The 15,968-nt window shown below is 69.5% G+C and carries 16 protein-coding genes; 4 read left to right on the forward strand and 12 right to left on the reverse strand.

Annotated elements, in window-relative coordinates:
• Positions 1-7: 7 nt before the first annotated feature.
• From E3T61_RS01730 to E3T61_RS01745, 4 genes are read right to left on the reverse strand one after another with little or no spacing between them, the layout of a single operon-like run.
• Positions 8-919, reverse strand: coding sequence for a carbohydrate ABC transporter permease (locus tag E3T61_RS01730; protein ID WP_134639211.1), 912 nt, complete (start codon positions 917-919; stop codon positions 8-10).
• Positions 916-1,854 carry a carbohydrate ABC transporter permease gene (locus tag E3T61_RS01735; protein WP_134639212.1) on the reverse strand — a complete coding sequence of 313 codons (939 nt, stop codon included), beginning with the start codon at positions 1,852-1,854 and terminating at the stop codon, positions 916-918. Before E3T61_RS01735 ends, E3T61_RS01730 begins: the two co-directional genes overlap by 4 nt.
• A 2-nt stretch (positions 1,855-1,856) precedes the next feature.
• Positions 1,857-3,170: an ABC transporter substrate-binding protein gene (locus E3T61_RS01740; protein ID WP_134639213.1), complete on the reverse strand. Its 1,314-nt coding sequence runs from the start codon at positions 3,168-3,170 to the stop codon at positions 1,857-1,859.
• 33 nt (positions 3,171-3,203) lie between these two features.
• Positions 3,204-5,312, reverse strand: a complete 2,109-nt coding sequence (locus E3T61_RS01745) for an alpha-galactosidase (protein WP_241992346.1) — start codon at positions 5,310-5,312, stop codon at positions 3,204-3,206.
• Positions 5,313-5,596: 284 nt separating this feature from the next.
• Here E3T61_RS01745 and E3T61_RS01750 point away from each other — a divergent pair, with 284 nt between their 5' ends.
• Complete coding sequence (locus E3T61_RS01750; RefSeq protein ID WP_134639215.1) at positions 5,597-6,748, forward strand: ROK family protein; 1,152 nt, start codon at positions 5,597-5,599, stop codon at positions 6,746-6,748.
• A 41-nt stretch (positions 6,749-6,789) separates the two neighbouring features.
• On the opposite strand, the gene E3T61_RS01755 is transcribed toward E3T61_RS01750, so the two are convergent.
• From E3T61_RS01755 to E3T61_RS01770, 4 genes are all read right to left on the reverse strand, one after another.
• Entirely contained in the window at positions 6,790-6,987 is a 198-nt protein-coding gene (locus tag E3T61_RS01755; protein ID WP_134639216.1) for a hypothetical protein, read from the reverse strand.
• Between the two features lie 100 nt (positions 6,988-7,087).
• Entirely contained in the window at positions 7,088-8,170 is a 1,083-nt protein-coding gene (locus E3T61_RS01760) for a D-2-hydroxyacid dehydrogenase (protein WP_134639217.1), read from the reverse strand.
• A complete protein-coding gene (locus E3T61_RS01765; protein WP_134639218.1) occupies positions 8,167-9,189 on the reverse strand; it encodes a sugar kinase in 1,023 nt (340 codons plus the stop codon). The genes E3T61_RS01760 and E3T61_RS01765 overlap by 4 nt, the downstream gene beginning before the upstream one ends.
• Positions 9,186-9,959, reverse strand: coding sequence for a fumarylacetoacetate hydrolase family protein (locus E3T61_RS01770; protein ID WP_134639219.1), 774 nt, complete (start codon positions 9,957-9,959; stop codon positions 9,186-9,188). The genes E3T61_RS01765 and E3T61_RS01770 overlap by 4 nt, the downstream gene beginning before the upstream one ends.
• A 38-nt stretch (positions 9,960-9,997) precedes the next feature.
• Between E3T61_RS01770 and E3T61_RS01775 the strand changes: the two genes are divergently transcribed.
• The gene (locus tag E3T61_RS01775; protein WP_241992342.1) at positions 9,998-10,774 is read left to right on the forward strand and encodes an IclR family transcriptional regulator; all 777 of its coding nucleotides are present in this window, start codon (positions 9,998-10,000) and stop codon (positions 10,772-10,774) included.
• Positions 10,775-10,799: 25 nt separating this feature from the next.
• Here E3T61_RS01775 and E3T61_RS01780 read toward each other — a convergent pair whose 3' ends face one another.
• Positions 10,800-12,224 carry an MFS transporter gene (locus tag E3T61_RS01780; RefSeq protein ID WP_134639220.1) on the reverse strand — a complete coding sequence of 475 codons (1,425 nt, stop codon included), beginning with the start codon at positions 12,222-12,224 and terminating at the stop codon, positions 10,800-10,802.
• A gap of 222 nt (positions 12,225-12,446) precedes the next feature.
• Between E3T61_RS01780 and E3T61_RS01785 the strand changes: the two genes are divergently transcribed.
• Positions 12,447-13,025 carry a TetR/AcrR family transcriptional regulator gene (locus tag E3T61_RS01785; RefSeq protein WP_134639221.1) on the forward strand — a complete coding sequence of 193 codons (579 nt, stop codon included), beginning with the start codon at positions 12,447-12,449 and terminating at the stop codon, positions 13,023-13,025.
• 63 nt (positions 13,026-13,088) lie between these two features.
• Here E3T61_RS01785 and E3T61_RS01790 read toward each other — a convergent pair whose 3' ends face one another.
• The 3 genes from E3T61_RS01790 to E3T61_RS01800 all read right to left on the reverse strand — a co-directional run bounded on the left by E3T61_RS01790 (position 13,089) and on the right by E3T61_RS01800 (position 15,466).
• The gene (locus tag E3T61_RS01790) at positions 13,089-14,195 is read right to left on the reverse strand and encodes a Gfo/Idh/MocA family protein (protein WP_134639222.1); all 1,107 of its coding nucleotides are present in this window, start codon (positions 14,193-14,195) and stop codon (positions 13,089-13,091) included.
• A complete protein-coding gene (locus E3T61_RS01795; protein ID WP_134639223.1) occupies positions 14,192-14,995 on the reverse strand; it encodes a sugar phosphate isomerase/epimerase family protein in 804 nt (267 codons plus the stop codon). The genes E3T61_RS01790 and E3T61_RS01795 overlap by 4 nt, the downstream gene beginning before the upstream one ends.
• A 105-nt stretch (positions 14,996-15,100) precedes the next feature.
• Complete coding sequence (locus E3T61_RS01800) at positions 15,101-15,466, reverse strand: VOC family protein (protein WP_134639224.1); 366 nt, start codon at positions 15,464-15,466, stop codon at positions 15,101-15,103.
• 61 nt (positions 15,467-15,527) lie between these two features.
• Here E3T61_RS01800 and E3T61_RS01805 point away from each other — a divergent pair, with 61 nt between their 5' ends.
• A complete protein-coding gene (locus E3T61_RS01805; RefSeq protein WP_134639225.1) occupies positions 15,528-15,968 on the forward strand; it encodes a MarR family winged helix-turn-helix transcriptional regulator in 441 nt (146 codons plus the stop codon).

Here is a 15,968-nt window from a genome sequence, read left to right on the forward strand (position 1 = left end):
GGGGCGGCTACTTCACCGAACCGCGGGTGACCCCGCTCACGACCCACTTCTGGGCGATCACGTAGACGATCAGCAGCGGCGCCAGGGCCATCAGGTAGGAGGCGAAGGCCACAGGGTAGTTGGTGTTGAACTGGCCCTGGAAGATGAACTGCGCCAGTGGCAGGGTCTGCGCCGACGGGTCGGAGAGCACCACCAGCGGCAGCAGGAAGTCGTTCCACGCCCACACGCAGGTGAGGATGCCGACCGTGGCGTTCATGGGGGAAAGCAGCGGGAAGATGACCTTCCAGAACACCGTCCAGGTGCTCGCGCCGTCGAGCCTGGCGGCCTCCTCCAGCTCCACCGGGATGGAGTTGATGTAGGCCACGAAGATGAAGATGTTGAACGAGAGCCCGTAGACCGTGTACAGCAGGATCAGGCCCACCGGGGTGTCGATGCCCAGGAGGGCTGTCTCCTTCACCACCGGCAGCATGATGATCGGGAACGGCACGAAGATCGCCGCGAGGAAGTAGAAGTACAGCCCCTTGAAGAACTTCTTGTGCATGTTGCGGGCGATCGCGTACGCCACCAGCGAGTTGGTCAGCAGGGTGAGGAACACCGCGCCGACCGTGATCAGGGCCGTGTTCATCAGTGCCCGGGGAAAGTTCGTCAGCTGGTAGGCATCCGCGAAATTCTCCCAGCGGATGCTCGTGGGCAGCTCGAACCCGGTGCCGCCGAGCTGGTCTGGCGTCTTCAACGCGGTCACGATGGTGAAGTACAGCGGGATCAGCACGGTGAGGGAGCACACTGCGATCAGGGCGGTGAGCCACCAGTTGGTGCCGCCGTTGCCGCCGTCCAGGCGCCGGCGGGTGCGTGGGGCGCGAGCGGCGGCCTCCGTGTCGGCGGGCAGCGGGGCGGTCGTGTTGGTGAGGGTGTCGGTCATGAGAAGCTCGCCTCCCGGCGCTGCAGGATGCGCAGCTGGAGAAATGAAACGATGATGATGACGAACAGGTAGACCACGGCGTTGGCCATCTGGTACCCGTACTCACCGCCTTGGAAGCCGCCGCGGAAGATCACGAGGGCGATGGATTCGGTGGACGTGCCTGGCCCGCCGGCGGTGAGGGCCACGATCTGGTCGAAGACCTGCAGGAACGACTTGAACGAGAGCACCATGTTGATGGTGAAGTACGCGCCGATGAGCGGGAACGTGATCGAGCGGAACCGGCGCCAGCCGCTCGCGCCGTCGATGGCCGCTGCCTCGTAGAGGTCGGCTGAGATGGTCTGCAACCCGGCCAGGTAGAGGATGACGTTGAACGCCGCCGCCTGCCAGACCGTGGTGATGACGATGCCGACCCAGGCGAAGTCCGGGCTCGCCAGCAGGTTGGAGGAGAGTCCCGGCAGGCCCAGGGCGGTGAAGATGGCCGGGAACGAGTTGGCGAACAGGTAGTTGAACACGTAACCGATGATCAGGATCGCGAGCACGTAGGGAATGAAGAACACCCCGCGGAACGCGGCCTGGAACTTGATCTTCGAGTTCAGGCCCAGCGCGATGGCCAGCGCGATCACGTTCACCAGGAGAGTGGACACGATGGCGAAACCGAAGGTGAACCCGTAGGAGTTCAGCACCCGGTCGTCCTGGAACAGGTTGATGTAGTTGGAGAAGCCGACCAGGTCCCAGGTGCCGTAGCCGGCGTAGTTGGTCAGGCTGAAGAACATGCCGGAGAGCACCGGGATGGTGTGCAGGCCGAAGAAGATCACGACGGCCGGCACCACCATCCAGTAGAAGGTGCGGGGTGTGCGGGCGATCGACGACCTCACCCGTGCCGGCGTGCCGGGTGACGCGGCGGGCGTCTTCGCCCGCGTGGCAGTGGCGGTCATGCTCACTTCCCCTGTCTCTGTGTGGTGGTGCGGGCGGCGACCTTGTCCCATTCGGAATCGAGGTCGGCCAGGAAGGTCTCGGTGTCGCCGGTGATCACCAGCGTCTGCAGCAGGTTCACCAGCGGAACGGCCGCCGGAATCTGGTGGTCGATGAAGCCGATGATGGTGCCCGCGGTGAAGTACGGTTCGAGTCCGGCCAGAGCGGGGTCGTTGTTCGGTTCGGCATCCTTGAGCGGCGAGAAGGTGCTCTGCGCTTCGGAGTACGCGGACACGACGTCGGGCGACATCAGGTAGTCGACGAACTTCTGCGCCTCCGCTGCGTGCGGGGTGTTCCGGCCCACCATGATGCCCACGTCCACGCCGGAGACCACGACGCGCGCGTCGGCGTCGTCGGTGACCGGGTACGGGAAGGAGCCGATGGCGGCGTCGGGGTTGTTGGCGCGGATGGCCGGGATCGCGTAGGAGCCCTGCAGGTACATCGCCGATTCACCGTCGGCGAAGGCCTTGTTGCCGGCGTTGTAGTCGCGGCTGGCGAAGTTGTCCTGGCAGTAGTCGAACAGCGTCACCTCTTTGTCGGCGGCGTCGGCGAAGTCCTCGGCGAACGACACCGTGCCGGCGCCGCTGGTGCTCTCCTCGCGGAGAGTGTCGAAGAAGCCGTCGGGCATCAGCGTGCCGCCGAGGTTGACGAACGCGGGCACGGCTGTCCAGGAGTCTTTCACCGTGCAGAAGAACGGCGAGACCCCGTTGGCCTGGAAGGTGTCGGCGGCGGCGACGAGTTCGGTCCAGGTGGTGGGCACCTCGACGCCGTTGGCGGCGAAGATGTCGGGGTTGTAGAGGATGCCGCTGGCGTTGGAGGCGAACGGCAGCGCGTTGACCTCGGCGGCGCCGTCTGCGCCGCAGGTGCCCAGCGACTGCACGATGTCCTGCACGGCCGGGTTCACGGTCTCGGCGGCCGGGTCGGAGCCGAGGTCGGCGAAAATGCAGGCCCTGGCCAGTTCGCCGTAGTTGCCGTTCACGTTCAGGGTGAGCACATCGGGCACCTTGTCCTTCACCAGCAGGGTGCGGATGGCGGTGTCCGGGTCGGGCACTGAGTTCTGGATGACCCTGATGCCCGGGTTCTCGGCCTCGAAGTCGTCGATGATCGCGGCGAAGTCGCTCACGGCCTCCGGTTTGAACTGGAAGAAGTTGAGGGTGACCTGCCCGTCGTCGCCGGCGGTGCATCCGCTCAGCGCGGCGAGGGTGGCCGCGGCGACCAGCACGGCGGTGGCGCGCCGGACCCGACGATGCCTCGGACGGGTGGAACTGGGGGACTGCATGGCGCCTCCTTGCGCTTGATCCGCTAAAAGACTTTAGGCGGACGTGATCTCAAAGACAGCGAGATGTTCGGGAAAAAGTACCGGGCCTTGCAGGCCGATGGTGCGAAGCGCCCGGCCGGAGAGGGTGAGCGGGCGCTGGCTCCAGGGCAGCGGCGACTGGCCGTTGCCGGTGCCGGTGGACTCCAGGAAGACCGGCCGCACTGTGTAGTCGCGGTCGTCATCCAGGCCGGGGAAGCGCAACGCGCCGACCGGGTAGAACTGGCTCGCGGCCACCTGGGTGAACACGAACAGCGCCCGGCTCCGGTCGGCCGCGACGACGCCGCGGAGGTCGACGGCCGGGTCGGGGTGGTCGGCGTGCACGCTGGTGCCGGTGTGCAGCAGGGCGCGGTTGGCTTTGTACAGGGCGATCCAGCCGCTCAGCTCGGTGCACTCGTCCTCGGTGAGCGATGCGATGTCCCACTCGATGCCGAGGTGGCCGAACAGGGCGACGCCCGCGCGCAGTGACAGCTCGTGGCGGCGGCCGGTGGAGTGGGAGACGGGGCCGCTGATGTGGGCGCCCATCAGCTCGTACGGCACCAGCAGGCCGGTGTACTTCTGGATGGTGAGACGCTCGATCGGGTCGATGCAGTCGCTGGTCCAGATGCGATCGGTGTGGTCGAGGATGCCGAGGTCGACCCGGGCGCCGCCCGACGCGCAGCTCTCGATCTCCAGGCCGGGGTGCCGGGCCTTGAGCTCATCGAGCAGCGCGTACAGCGCCAGCACGTTGTCGTGCACCGCGGCGGTGCCGGTGAGGGTGCTGCCCGCGTCGACGAGGTCGCGGTTGTGGTCCCACTTGAGGTAGCCGATCGGGTACTCCACCAGCAGCGCGTCGAGCTTCTCGAGCAGGTAGGCGTAGGCGGCGGGGTGGGAGAGGTCGAGCACCTGCTGCTGGCGGCCCAGGGCGGGCAGCCGGCCGGCGGCCTGCAGCATCCAGTCGGGGTGAGCGCGGGCCAGGTCGGAGTCGGGGTTGACCATCTCGGGTTCGACCCAGAGACCGAACTGCATGCCGAGGCCGGTGACCGTGTCGATGAGCGGGCCGAGGCCGTCCGGCCAGACTCCGGCATCGACCACCCAGTCGCCCAGGCCCGCGGTGTCGTCGCGGCGGCCGTGGAACCAGCCGTCGTCGAGGACATAACGTTCGACGCCCACCCGCGCAGCGGCATCCGCAAGGGCGGTGAGCCGGTCGAGGTCGTGGTCGAAATACACGGCCTCCCAGGTGTTGAGGGTGACCGGGCGCGGGCCGGACGGGTGCGTGGGCCGCGCTCGCAGACGGGTATGGATGCGCGCGGAGAGCTCGGTGAGCCCGTCGCCCCAGGACGCGATGACCGTCGGGGTGCTGTACTCGGCGCCCGGCGCGAGCCGGATCTCGCCCGCGGCCAGGAGTTCGCCGGCCTGCAGGAAGCTCGAGCCGGTGATGAGCTTCTCGGCGGCGAGGCGGTGGTTGCCGCTGGAGGCCAAGTGCAGCGCGTGCACCTGTCCGCGCTCGAAGCCGAAGCCGGGGGTGCCGGCGGCGAGCAGCAGCGTCGCGTCCGCGCCGGGGCGGCCCTTGCGGCTGTCGCGCTGGTGCCGGCCGATGGTGAAGTCGTGTCGCTGCGGTGTGCGCTCGCGCAGGTGCCGGCCGGTGGTGTCGAGGATCTCGGTGGCCGTGGTCGGCAGCGGCAGGGTGACGCAGAGGTCGGCGAGGTCGTAGTGGTCGTCGCCGGTGTTGGTGAGAGTGAGGACCGAACTGAGCACCCCGGCGGCGTCGACGGCCAGGTCGATGCGGAGGGCGAGTGCGCTGGTGGTGTCGGCGGCGTGCACGGTGAGGGTGCTGTCGGTGTGTTCGATGGCGGCAACGCTCAGCGCCGGGGAGAAGAAGCGGCCGGAGCGGCTGCCGGTCAGGCCCGGCGTGCCCTGCCAGCCGGTGGCCTCCAGGGGCAGCAGGCTGAGCCGGGCCGGAACATCCAGGCCGCCGGAGACCCGCTGGGGCAGGGTGGCCAGGACCATGGCGGCCAGGCCGGCGGAGTCGGGCGAACCCAGGTCGGCGCCCCAATGCACGATCACGGGGAGGCCGGGTCCGCTCGTGTCGACGAGAACGCTCGTGCCGCCGTTCCGGAGGTGCATCACGGCCGGTTTGTCAGTGCCGCCGGCTTCGACGGCGGTGCGGAGATCAACGACGGCACTGTGCTGGGACATGCATATATTTCTATATTGCAAGTAAAGCAAAGTCAAGCTGGGCGCCCGCGGCTCAAATTGAGCCGTTTCGTGGTTTTCACGGCCTCATTTTGTTGCGTTTTGAATATAAAACGACCAGCCGGGACCGGTATCCTGATCGTACTCACCAGCTTCTGTGTCCACGACGCAGGGGTGTTATGTGCCGGCGCTGTCCGATCGAAAGTTGCCCACCCATGTCTTCCGTCGAGGCCGCCGAGCGCCGTTACCGCTCACCGTCCAGCGAGCTGGCCCGGGAGGTTCTCATCCACGGCCCGATCCTGCGCAGCGTGCTCGCGCAACGGCTGGGCCTGTCGCTGGCCACCCTCACCCGGTTGGCCCGCCCGCTGCTCGACGGCGGCCTGTTCGTGGAAGTCACCGAACAGCTCGACGGGGCGATGGGCCGCCCGGCCAAGCCTCTTGATGTGCGTGCGGACGCCCGACAGTTCCTGGGCGTCAAGCTCACCGGCGACACCGCGGTGGCGGTGACCACCGATCTGCGGGCGGCCGAGCGCCGCCAGGCCGTGCGCCCGCTGCCCAGCCACGATCTCGCCGATGTGGTGGCGGTGATCGTGGAGTTGGCCGGCGAGCTGGCCAACGAGCAGGAATTCTCCGCCATCGGCATCAGCGTCGGCGGTCAGGTGTCCGACAACCGGGTCATCGACCGCGCTCCGTTCCTCGGCTGGCGTGGAGTGCCGCTGGCTGAGGCCGTGGAGGCGCACCTCGCCGTGCCCGTCATCGTGGAGAACGACGTGGTGGCGCTGGCGGCGGCCGAGCACTGGTTCGGCCTCGGCCGGGGGTTCTCCAACTTCGCCGTGCTCACCGTCGGCGCCGGGGTGGGCTACGGCCTCGTCATGCACGACCAGGTCGTCAGCACGTCAGAGGCCGGTCTCGGTCTCGGCGGGCACTTCCCGCTCGACCCGACCGGGCCGTTGTGCTTCCTGGGTCACCGCGGCTGCTCCACAGCGATGCTCACGATCCCCAGCATCCGGGCGCAGGTGGAGGTTGCCCTGGGCGAGCCGGTGACGTATGCCCAGGTGCTGGAGCTGGCTTCGGCCGGCCACCCGGTGGCGCTGGCCGTGCTGCGGGCCGCCGGAACGGCGCTGGGCCGGCTCATCGCGGCCGTGGCCAACCTCGCCATGGTGGAGCACGTGGTGCTGGCCGGCGAGGGGCTGGGCTTCCTCGACATCGTCCGCGCCGAGATGGATGCAGCCATCCTGGCCGACCGCGACCCGGAGGCCGCCGTGGTCGACGTGCTCCTGGACGCCAGCGGCTTCATCTCCTGGGCGCAGGGCGCCGCGGCCATCGCCATCCAGGCGACCATGGACACCCTCGCCGCCGGCGGCTGACTCAGCCCCGTGGCCGTCGGCCGTGGGGCCGTGTTTCGCGGTCAGCGCTTGCGGGCGCCCCGGCCGGAGGAGCTCCGCGACGGGCGGGCCGGGGTGTTGCGGGCCCGGGCCCGGCGGGCATCCGCCGCGCGCAGCCGGTCGGGATCGCCGTTGCCACCGCCCAGCCAGTAGACGATGAGCTGGGCGACCTCGGTGAGTGCCACGGCGCCGCGCTGAGTGAGTCGCACAAGGAGGTTCATCCGCCCACCCTAGCGACCCAACCTTCCCGCGAACCGTGAGAAAAGCCCCATAAAACGCGATTCTTCGGGGCTTTTCTCACAGGTCGCGGGAGGGGGAGGGCTAGTAGAACTCGACGGTGTCGACCGTGTTGCGCAGGGGACGGCCGTCGAGGAAGCGGGTGGCGTTCTCGGCGAACAGCTCGGCGATGCGGCGTTCCTCGCCGGCGTCGAGGGCTGCCGTGTGCGGGCTGACGAGCACGTTCGGCAGGTCCCACAACGGGCTGCTTGTGGGCAGCGGTTCGCTGGCGAACACATCGAGCGCGGCGAAGCCGACTTGCCCGTTCTGCAGGGCCACCGTGAGGGCGGCCTCGTCGATGACCGTGCCGCGGCCCACGTTCACGATGGTGACGCCGGGAGTGGCGGCGGCGAAGACCGCCGCGCCCACGAGTCCGTCGGTGGCCGCGGTGCCCGGCAATGAGACCACGATGGCGTCGGCCCGGCCGGCATGCTCGGCGAGGTCGTCGATCGAGACGTACTCATCGACGTGCTCCACGGTGCTGCTGCTGCCGGGGCGGCGGGTGCCGATCACGTGCATGCCGAGGGCCTGGCTGAGGCGGGCGATTTCCTTACCGATGCCGCCCAGCCCCACCAGGAGCACGGTCTGGTCGCGCACCTGGCCGAGCGGCCGGCGGGCCGGCCAGTCGTGCTGCCGTTGCTGTTGCTGCAGCTGTGGCAGCCGCTTGGCGCCGGCGAGGATGCCGAACAGGGCGAACTCCGCCAGCGGGCCGCCGTGCACACCGGCGGAGGTGGTGAAGGCCACCCGGGTGAGGTCATCGTCGGCGAGGTCGGCCGACTTCACCTGGGCGCCGCCGCCGGCGGCCATCAACTGCACCCAGCGCAGCTTCGGGTTGGCCGTCACGGTGCGCCGGAGTGCGGCCGGGTCCACGTCGGGGATGCCGTAGAGCACGTCCGCGGAGTCGACGAGGGCCTCGAACTCCGCCTGCTGCGCCGGGGTGCGCACAAACGCCGGGTCGCCGCGGTAGTCGGCCGGATGCCGCATGGGCGGCAACAGGCTCTGGTCGCGCACGAGGTCGATGCGCGGTTCCGCCCGCTCGATCAGCCGGCAGAGCTCCTCCGAGAGCGGCGAGGCGACGACGACACGGAGGGCAGGGGAGGCCGTGGGTGCGGGGGTGGTGGCGGTCATGCTGAGACCCTTTCTGCAGGGGTGTGGTCGTGGTTACGAGTCTGGCCGGTGGCGGCGAGGAAGGCGTCGAGGCCGGCGCGGTCGGGCAGGCCCTCCTGGTCGCCGTGGCTGGTCGTGGCGATGGCGCCCACCGCGGCGGCGCGGCGGAGCCACTCCGGTGCGGGGCGGCCATCGAGGGCGGCGCTGATGAACCCGGCCGCGAAGCCGTCGCCGGCTCCGACGGTGTCCACCGGACGGACCGGGAACGGCGGGCAGAGAACGTGCAGGCCGTCGCGGGTGAATAGCTCGGCGCCGGCCGCTCCGGTTTTCACCGCCACGGTCTGCACGCCGCGATCGAGGTACCAGCGGGCGACGCCGGCCGGGGTGGTCGCTCCGGTGAGGATCCGTCCCTCGGGCAGGCCCGGCAGCACCCAGTCGGCCTGCAGCGCCAGGTCGTTCACGGTGCGCACCATGGTGGCGGTGTCCGGCCAGAGTGCCGGGCGCAGGTTGGGGTCCACGCTCACGGTGGCGCCGGATCGCCGCGCGGCGGCCACGGCCTGCGCGGCCAGCGCCCGCGGCCCCTCGCCGAGCGCGAGCGGGATGCCGGTGAGGTGCAGGTGCCTGGCACGCCGCAGGTAGGCATCCGTTGTTGTCGTGGGGCCCATGCCGCGGGCGGCGGAATGCGCCCGGAAGTACACCACGGTGGGATCGTCGCCGGCGCCGGCGCGGTTCTTGAGCTGGAAACCGGTGGGCGCGGCGGCATCAACGCTGACCTGGTCGGCATCGATGCCGAGCTGGCGCAGACTGGCCTGCGCGAACTCGCCGAACGGGTCGGCGCCGAGGCGGGTGAGGAAGCCCACCCGGTGGCCGAGCCGGGTCAGGCCCACCGCCACGTTGAACTCGGCCCCGGCCAACCGGCGGGTGAAATGCCGGGCATCGGCGAGGGCGCCCGGCTCGTCGGCCACGAACATGGCCATGATCTCGCCGAACGTGACGACATCCAGTGCGAGGGCGGGCGGGTGAAGCGGTGCGGCGTTCATGCGAGGACCTTCCGGTAGTGCTCGAGCAGGCCGACGGGTTCGCTGGCGGCGATGACCGGGTTCTGCAGTGAGAGCCCGGCCACGCTGACCGACACCTGGCCGCCCGGGCGGAGTTCGGCATCGGCTCCGGGGGCGCCGGTGAGGATGACGTCGCCGGGCTGCAGGGTGGTGATGCTGCTCAGGTAGACGATGATCTCGGCGAAACCGCGGGCCAGCGCCGTGGTCGTGCTGCGGGAGACCGGCGTGCCGTCGAGGTCAAGGCGGATGTCGGCCTCGACCGGCAGCTCGGTGTCGATCACGGGGCCGAGCGGTGTGAAGCCGTCGAAGCCCTTGCCCGCGAGCCACAGGGAATCCTGGGCCTGCATGGCCCGCGCGGTGACGTCGTTGGCGGCGGTGTAGCCCAGCACCACATCGAGGGCGTCGTCGAGGGTGCGGTGGCGTGCCGCCGTGCCGATCACGAGCGCCAACTCGGCCTCGGCCACGACCGGGCCGATTCCCCGCGGCACCGGGATGGGATCGCCGGGGCCGATGGCACCGTGCCCCGGCTTGAGGAACGCCTGCGGCGGCAGCATCCGATCGGCCGGCCCGGTGTTGTGCGCCATGCCGTAGATGGTGCCCGGCCGCACCGGGGCGAGCAGGGTGTTCGGGCTGAAGGGCACCCGCGCTCCCGTGGGCCGCAGGTCGGTCAGGCCGTGCACCAGTAGCACCAGGTCGCCGCGCACGATGCCGTGCCGGGGTCCGTCTCCGGTGGCCACCCGCGCGATCAGCACGGTGCGCCCGCCCTGACGGATGCCGGTACGATCGACGCGTGACGACCGGGGACACCGAAGCGGTGGGCAAAGACATGGTGGGCAAGGCCCTGAGCCTGCTGACCGTGCTCGGCCCGCACCCCGACGGGGCCACCCTGTCGGACCTCGCGCGCTGGACCGGTTACCCGGTGACCACGACGCACCGGCTGCTCGGCTCGCTGGTGCGCGACGACTTCGTGAGTTTCAACCCGGAGACCAAGCTCTACAGCCTGGGGCTGCGCCTGTTCCAACTCGGCGCCGCGGTGTCCAGCGCCCACGGCTTCCAGGGGGTGGCCCTGCCCGTGCTGCGCACGCTGTCCCGCGCCACCGGGGAGGCCAGCCTGATGTCGGTTCTGGACGGTGAGCACCAGCTCTACATCCACCACATCGAGGCTCGCCACCACGTGGGCGTGCGCGGCGAGACGGGCAAGCTCGGCCCGTTGCACTGCACCTCGATGGGCAAGGTGCTCATAGCCTTCGCCGAGTGGGAGACCCGCGACCACCTGGTCACGTCGCTCCCGCTGGAGCGATTCACCAGCCGCACCATCATCGACAGGGCGGCGTTCGCGGCCGAGATCGCCCGGGTGCGCTCGCAGGGCTTCGCGGTCTCCAATGAGGAGCACGAGGAGGGCATCGTGACCGTGGGAGTTCCGGTGCTGGACGCCATGGGCATCGCCGTGGCCGCCCTGTCGGTGCCGTCGCCGGCCTACCGCACCACGGTGGAGCAGGCCCTGCAGTTCCTCGGCCCGCTGCGCGAAGCCGCGGCCGAGCTGGCCGTGCTGCTGCCCCGGCGCTGAGCGCACCGGGCCGATCGTGTCACCGTCAGGCACGAGGGGATCCGACGGGCACGGAAACGGTGGCGACGGCCGCGGGGGTGAGAGGTGCGTCGTCGACGGCATCCGCCTCAAGGTCGAGGTCACGGCCCCTGGTCTCTGGCGTGATGAAGGTGACGGCGATGGTCACGCCGGTCAGCAGGAGCAGGTAGACCGCGAGGGGAACCCAGCTGTCGGCGAACCAGGCCAGCAGCAGCGCGCCCACCAGCGGCACCAGGCCGCCGGCGATGACAGCGGAGAACTCACGGGCCACCGAGACGCCGGTGTAACGGTGCCGGGAGCCGAACAGTTCGGGCATCAGGGCGCCCTGGGCACCGAACATGCCCCAGGTTCCGATGCCGAGCGCCACCGAGATGGCCGCCACGGTGGCGACGACGTTGCCGGTGGAGAGGATCCACCACACCGGCACCGCGATCACGAACTGGAAGATCGCGAACCCGCGGTACACCCGGACCCGACCGAACCTGTCACTGAGCAGCCCGGCCACGGGCACGGTGATTGCACCGACGGCGGCGGCGAAGACCAGTGAAATCGCGCCGATCGGCCCGGCGGTGACCGACGAACCCAGGGCGACGGTGACGACGTAGCTGATGGCGAGCACCTGGTAGATCGAGGAGCCGCCGTTTTCGGCCATGCGCAGACCCATGCCGATCAGCACGGTCTTCCGTGAGGTGCGCAGCAGGTTGCGCAGGGGCTTCTCCTGAACCTGCTCGTGGGCCTCGAGCTTCACGAACGAGGGCGATTCCTTGAGCTTGAGCCGGATGTACACGGCCACACCGATGAGGATCGCGCTGGCCAGGAACGGAATGCGCCACAGGCCGTCCAGGACGACCTGCTGGCTGGGGATGAGCAGCAGGAAGAAGACCAGGGCCGCGATCACGGTGCCGATCTGGATGCCCATGAACGGCAGCGAGGCGAAGAAGCCGCGGCGGTGCCGGGGCGCGTATTCGGTCATCAGGGTGGCCGCGCCCGCCTGTTCGGCGCCGGCCCCGAAGCCCTGCAGGATGCGCAGCACGATGAGCAGGATCGGCGCCAGGATGCCGACCTGGTCGTAGGTGGGCAGCAGGCCCATCGCGGTGCTGGCCCCGCCCATCAGCAGCACGGTGAGCAGCAGCACCGACTTGCGGCCGATGCGGTCGCCGAGCGACCCGAAGAACAGGCCGCCGAGGGGCCGCACTGCGAAGCCGATGAAGTAGGTGGCGAAGGCCAGGATGCGTCCGGTGGTGGGGTCGCTGTCGGTGAAGAACAGTTCGCTGAAGATCAGCGCCGACGCCAGGCTGTAGAGCGCGAAGTCGTAGTACTCCAGAGCGCTGCCCAGCGAACTGGCCCAGCCGGCCCGGCGCAGGTCCGCCTCGGAGATGCTCGCGTCTGCCGTGCGGGGTGGCGCAGCCGGAGCGGGGGTTGACGATGACATGGAGACCTCTCTGTCTGTTGTCTGAAACCAGTGTGCGGAATCTGCTCGTTGAGCGTGCGACCGGTGACCGGCGCGGGATCAGAATCACACATTGTTTCCACCATGTGGGTGCCCTTTCCGCGATACGGAAAGCCACATCGCGTGAACCATGAGATAAGCCCCCTGAATCTCGGGTTTTCGGTGCTGTGCTCACGGTTCGCCCAAGCTCGGTAGCCTTGGGAAATGGCGAGCGTGGGCAGGTACCCGAAGGGCGTTGCGAAGCGCGCCGAGATCCTCGAGACCGCGTTGGCGCTTGTGGCGCAGCGGGGCTTCCGGCAGACGTCGGTGCGGGACATCGCCGCCGCGGTGGGACTCACGCAGGCGGGACTGCTGCACTACTTCGAGTCCAAGGACGACCTGTGGGTGGCCATTCTGCGCACCAGGGACAAGATTGACGAGGCAAAGGACCCGGACGACCCCGACCCGGCGGCGACCTTCGCGGCACTGATCCGGCACAACGCCGAGGTGCCGGGGCTCGTGCAGATGTTCGCCAACCTGTCGGCGGCGGCGGCGACCGACCCCGAGCATCCGGCCCACGAGTATTTTCGGCAGCGCTATGCGCGGTCGCGGGCCACGATCGCGGCGGGGCTGCGCCGCATGCAGGCCTCGGGGCGGCTCGACACCGCGGTCGACCCTGAGGTGTTCGCCTCGATCCTGATGGCGGTCAGCGACGGCATGCAGGTGCAGTGGATGTTCGATGAGACTCGTGACATGGGCGCCCATGTCGAGGCCGTGATCGCGCTGGCCCGCCGCGAACTGTGAGCTAAGCACCTAAAAACCCGGGTTTTTGGGGCTTAAGTCACAGTTCGCGGGTGGTGGAGAGCCCTAGAGGGTGGCCGCGGCGGGATCCCAGGTCTCGGCCAGCGGTGTCGGCTTCGTGATCCTCGAGCGCACGTCGACCATGCTGCCGGTCTCGGCCGCCTCGGAGACGGCCAGCAGCACGTCGAGCACGTGGGCCGCAATCGCACCGCTGGCACGCTCGGGGATGCCGGCACGGATGGACCGGGCCAGATCGAGTACCCCGGAGCCGCGGCCGTAGGTGGAGCCGACCGGGGCGATGGTGCTGGGCCCCTCCTGGCCGAACCGCCACAGGGTGGACTCGCCCTCGAAGGTGTTCGGGTCGGGCAGCACGATCGTGCCGTCGGTGCCGCTGATCTCGACGAAGCCCATCCGGGGCAGGGCGTTCTGGAAGCTGAACGTGGACTGCGCGGACTGACCGCTCTCGAACGAGAGCACGGCGGCGTGGTGGGTGGGCACCTCGACGGGGAACTCGGTGCCGGCCCGTGGACCACTGCCGATGGTGCGGGTGGCGCTGGAGCGCGACGACACCGCGCCGACCCGGCTCGCGGAGCCGAAGGCGTGCACCAGGGTCGTGACGTAGTACGGCCCCATGTCGAAGAGCGGGCCGGCTCCGTAGGCGAAGAGGAACTCGGGGTTCGGGTGCCAGGCGTCTGGGCCGGGCACGTGGAACATCGTGGTCGCCGTGAGGGGCTCGCCGATGTCGCCGCGAGCGATCGCCCGCATGGCCGTCTGGATGCCCGCACCCAGCACGGTGTCCGGCGCACAGGCAACCCGGAGGCCGGCGGCGTCGGCCGCGGCGAGGAGCGCCGCGCCGGACTCGTGGTCAAGGGCCAGGGGCTTTTCGCTCCAGACGTGTTTGCCGGCGGCGATGATCTGCTGCCCCACCTCGGTGTGCACGGCGGGGATGGTGAGGTTCACCACGATCTCGATGTCGTCCCTGGCCAGCAGCTCGTCGACCGAGCCGTGGCCGGGCACCCCGTAGGCCTCTGCCTGCGCCTGGGCGCGGGCAAGGTCGAGGTCCGCGACGAAGAGCACGTCGAGGTCGGCGAACGCCGTCATGTTCTCCAGGTAGGTGCCGCTGATGACGCCGGCGCCGATGACGCCGACGCCGACGCGTCCCGTGCGGCTCACTTGTCGTTCTCCGCGAGCCAGGCGAAGGACGCCGCGATGCCGTCGAAGACGTCGCCGGTGTAGCCGTCGAACTCCACGACCCGCAGGGCGTTCGGGGCGGCGGCGAGGATGGCCGCGACGCCGACATCGCCGCTGCCGGCGGGCAGCTGGTTGGCGAAGGCTGCGACGAGGGCCTCCGGCACGCTGAGGGCGCTCTCGCTGCTGGGCAGGGCTGTGGCGATGTCGCCGCGCACCGGGCCGTCCTTGACGTGGATGAATTTCACCCGGTCGCCGAGCCGGCGAAGCAGCTCGGGGGTGTCGGCGCCGCCGACGGTGGACCAGTAGGTGTCGACCTCGAGGGCCACCTCGGGCGAGAGGGCCTCGACGAACAGCTCGTAGATGGGCCGGCCATTGACGAGGTTCGCGAACTCCCACTGGTGGTTGTGGTAGCCGAAGCCCAGCCCCGACTCGGCGGCGAGCGTCTGCAGGACGTTGACCCGCTCGGCGAGTCGGGCCGCGTCATCCGCGCTCTGCCAGCGATCGCTCGGGATGAACGGGTCGATGACCGTGCCGATGCCCAGCTGCGCTGCGGCAGCGAAGGTGCGGGCCGGGTCCTCGGAATCTATGACCGGAGCGTGGCCGGACGGCGCCGTGATGCCCGCGGCGGCGAAGGCCTTCTCGAACTCGTCGACGCGCTCGACGAACGCGTAGGGCTCGACCTGGGTGAACCCGATCTCGGCGACCCGGGCGACAGCGCCCTGCAGGTCGGCGGAGATCGCATCCCGCACCGTGTACAGCTGGACAGAGGGGGTGCTTGACATGCTTGCTCCTTTGAAAGTGTGGGGAGGGACCGGCGCCCGTCCCCATATCTGCAGGAACAAACCTAACGTTGCTCGGTTTTAAATGCCAGCATTGTTGCCAAATGTTCAGACTCCGTCGTGCAGGGTGATCTGGTATCCGTCGGGGTCGGCGAAGGTGAAGGTGCGGCCGAACGGGCCATCGACGGGTGCCGCGGTGATCCGGATGCCGTCGGCCACGAGGGTGTCGTGAATCGCCTGCGCATCCGGGGCGTGCAGCCACAGGCCGACACCGAAACCGAGCTGGCCCACGGCATCCAGGTCGACCCCCGGAAGTGCCGCGCGCACCGCGAATGCTGCCGGTGCGGTATTGAAGACGATGGCATGAGGCGGACCGGCCTGCCGGGTGAGGCCCAGGTAGTGCTCGTAGAACGCCGCCGCGCGATCGATGTCGCGCACCTGCAGGGAAATGAAGCCGGGACCGGATGCAGTCATGTTGGTTCTCCTTCGTGAGTGTCAGTGAATTGACATAGAACCAGTATGTCAGAATATTGACATGAGTCACAAGGATGCGCGCATCGAGTTGGACACGTCCGTCGGCTACCTGCTCAAGGAGGCCGCGAGCGCCCTCAGGGCGGCCATGGAAGCCGTGCTGCGACCGCTCGGCATGAGCATCACGCACTATGCCTGCCTCGAACTGCTCGCCCAACGGCCCGGACTGTCCAACTCCGACCTGGCCCGCGGAGCCTTCGTCTCCCGCCAATCGATGAACGTGCTGCTGCAGTCCCTGGAGCGGGACGGCTACGTGACCCGACCCGAGCACGCACCCGAAGGGCGGGTGCTGCCCACCCGGCTGACCGAGCTGGGCAGGAGCCGCCTGGACGTGGCCAGTGCGGCCGTCAGAGGGGTCGAGGACCGGATGCGTTCGGACCTCGATGCCGCCGAGCGCGAGCAGCTGCGTCTGCTGCTCGGGAAGTGCGTCGCGGCCCTGAGCTGA

The sequence above is a fragment of the Cryobacterium lactosi genome (genome assembly GCF_004403945.1).
Taxonomy (GTDB): Bacteria; Actinomycetota; Actinomycetes; order Actinomycetales; family Microbacteriaceae; genus Cryobacterium; species Cryobacterium lactosi.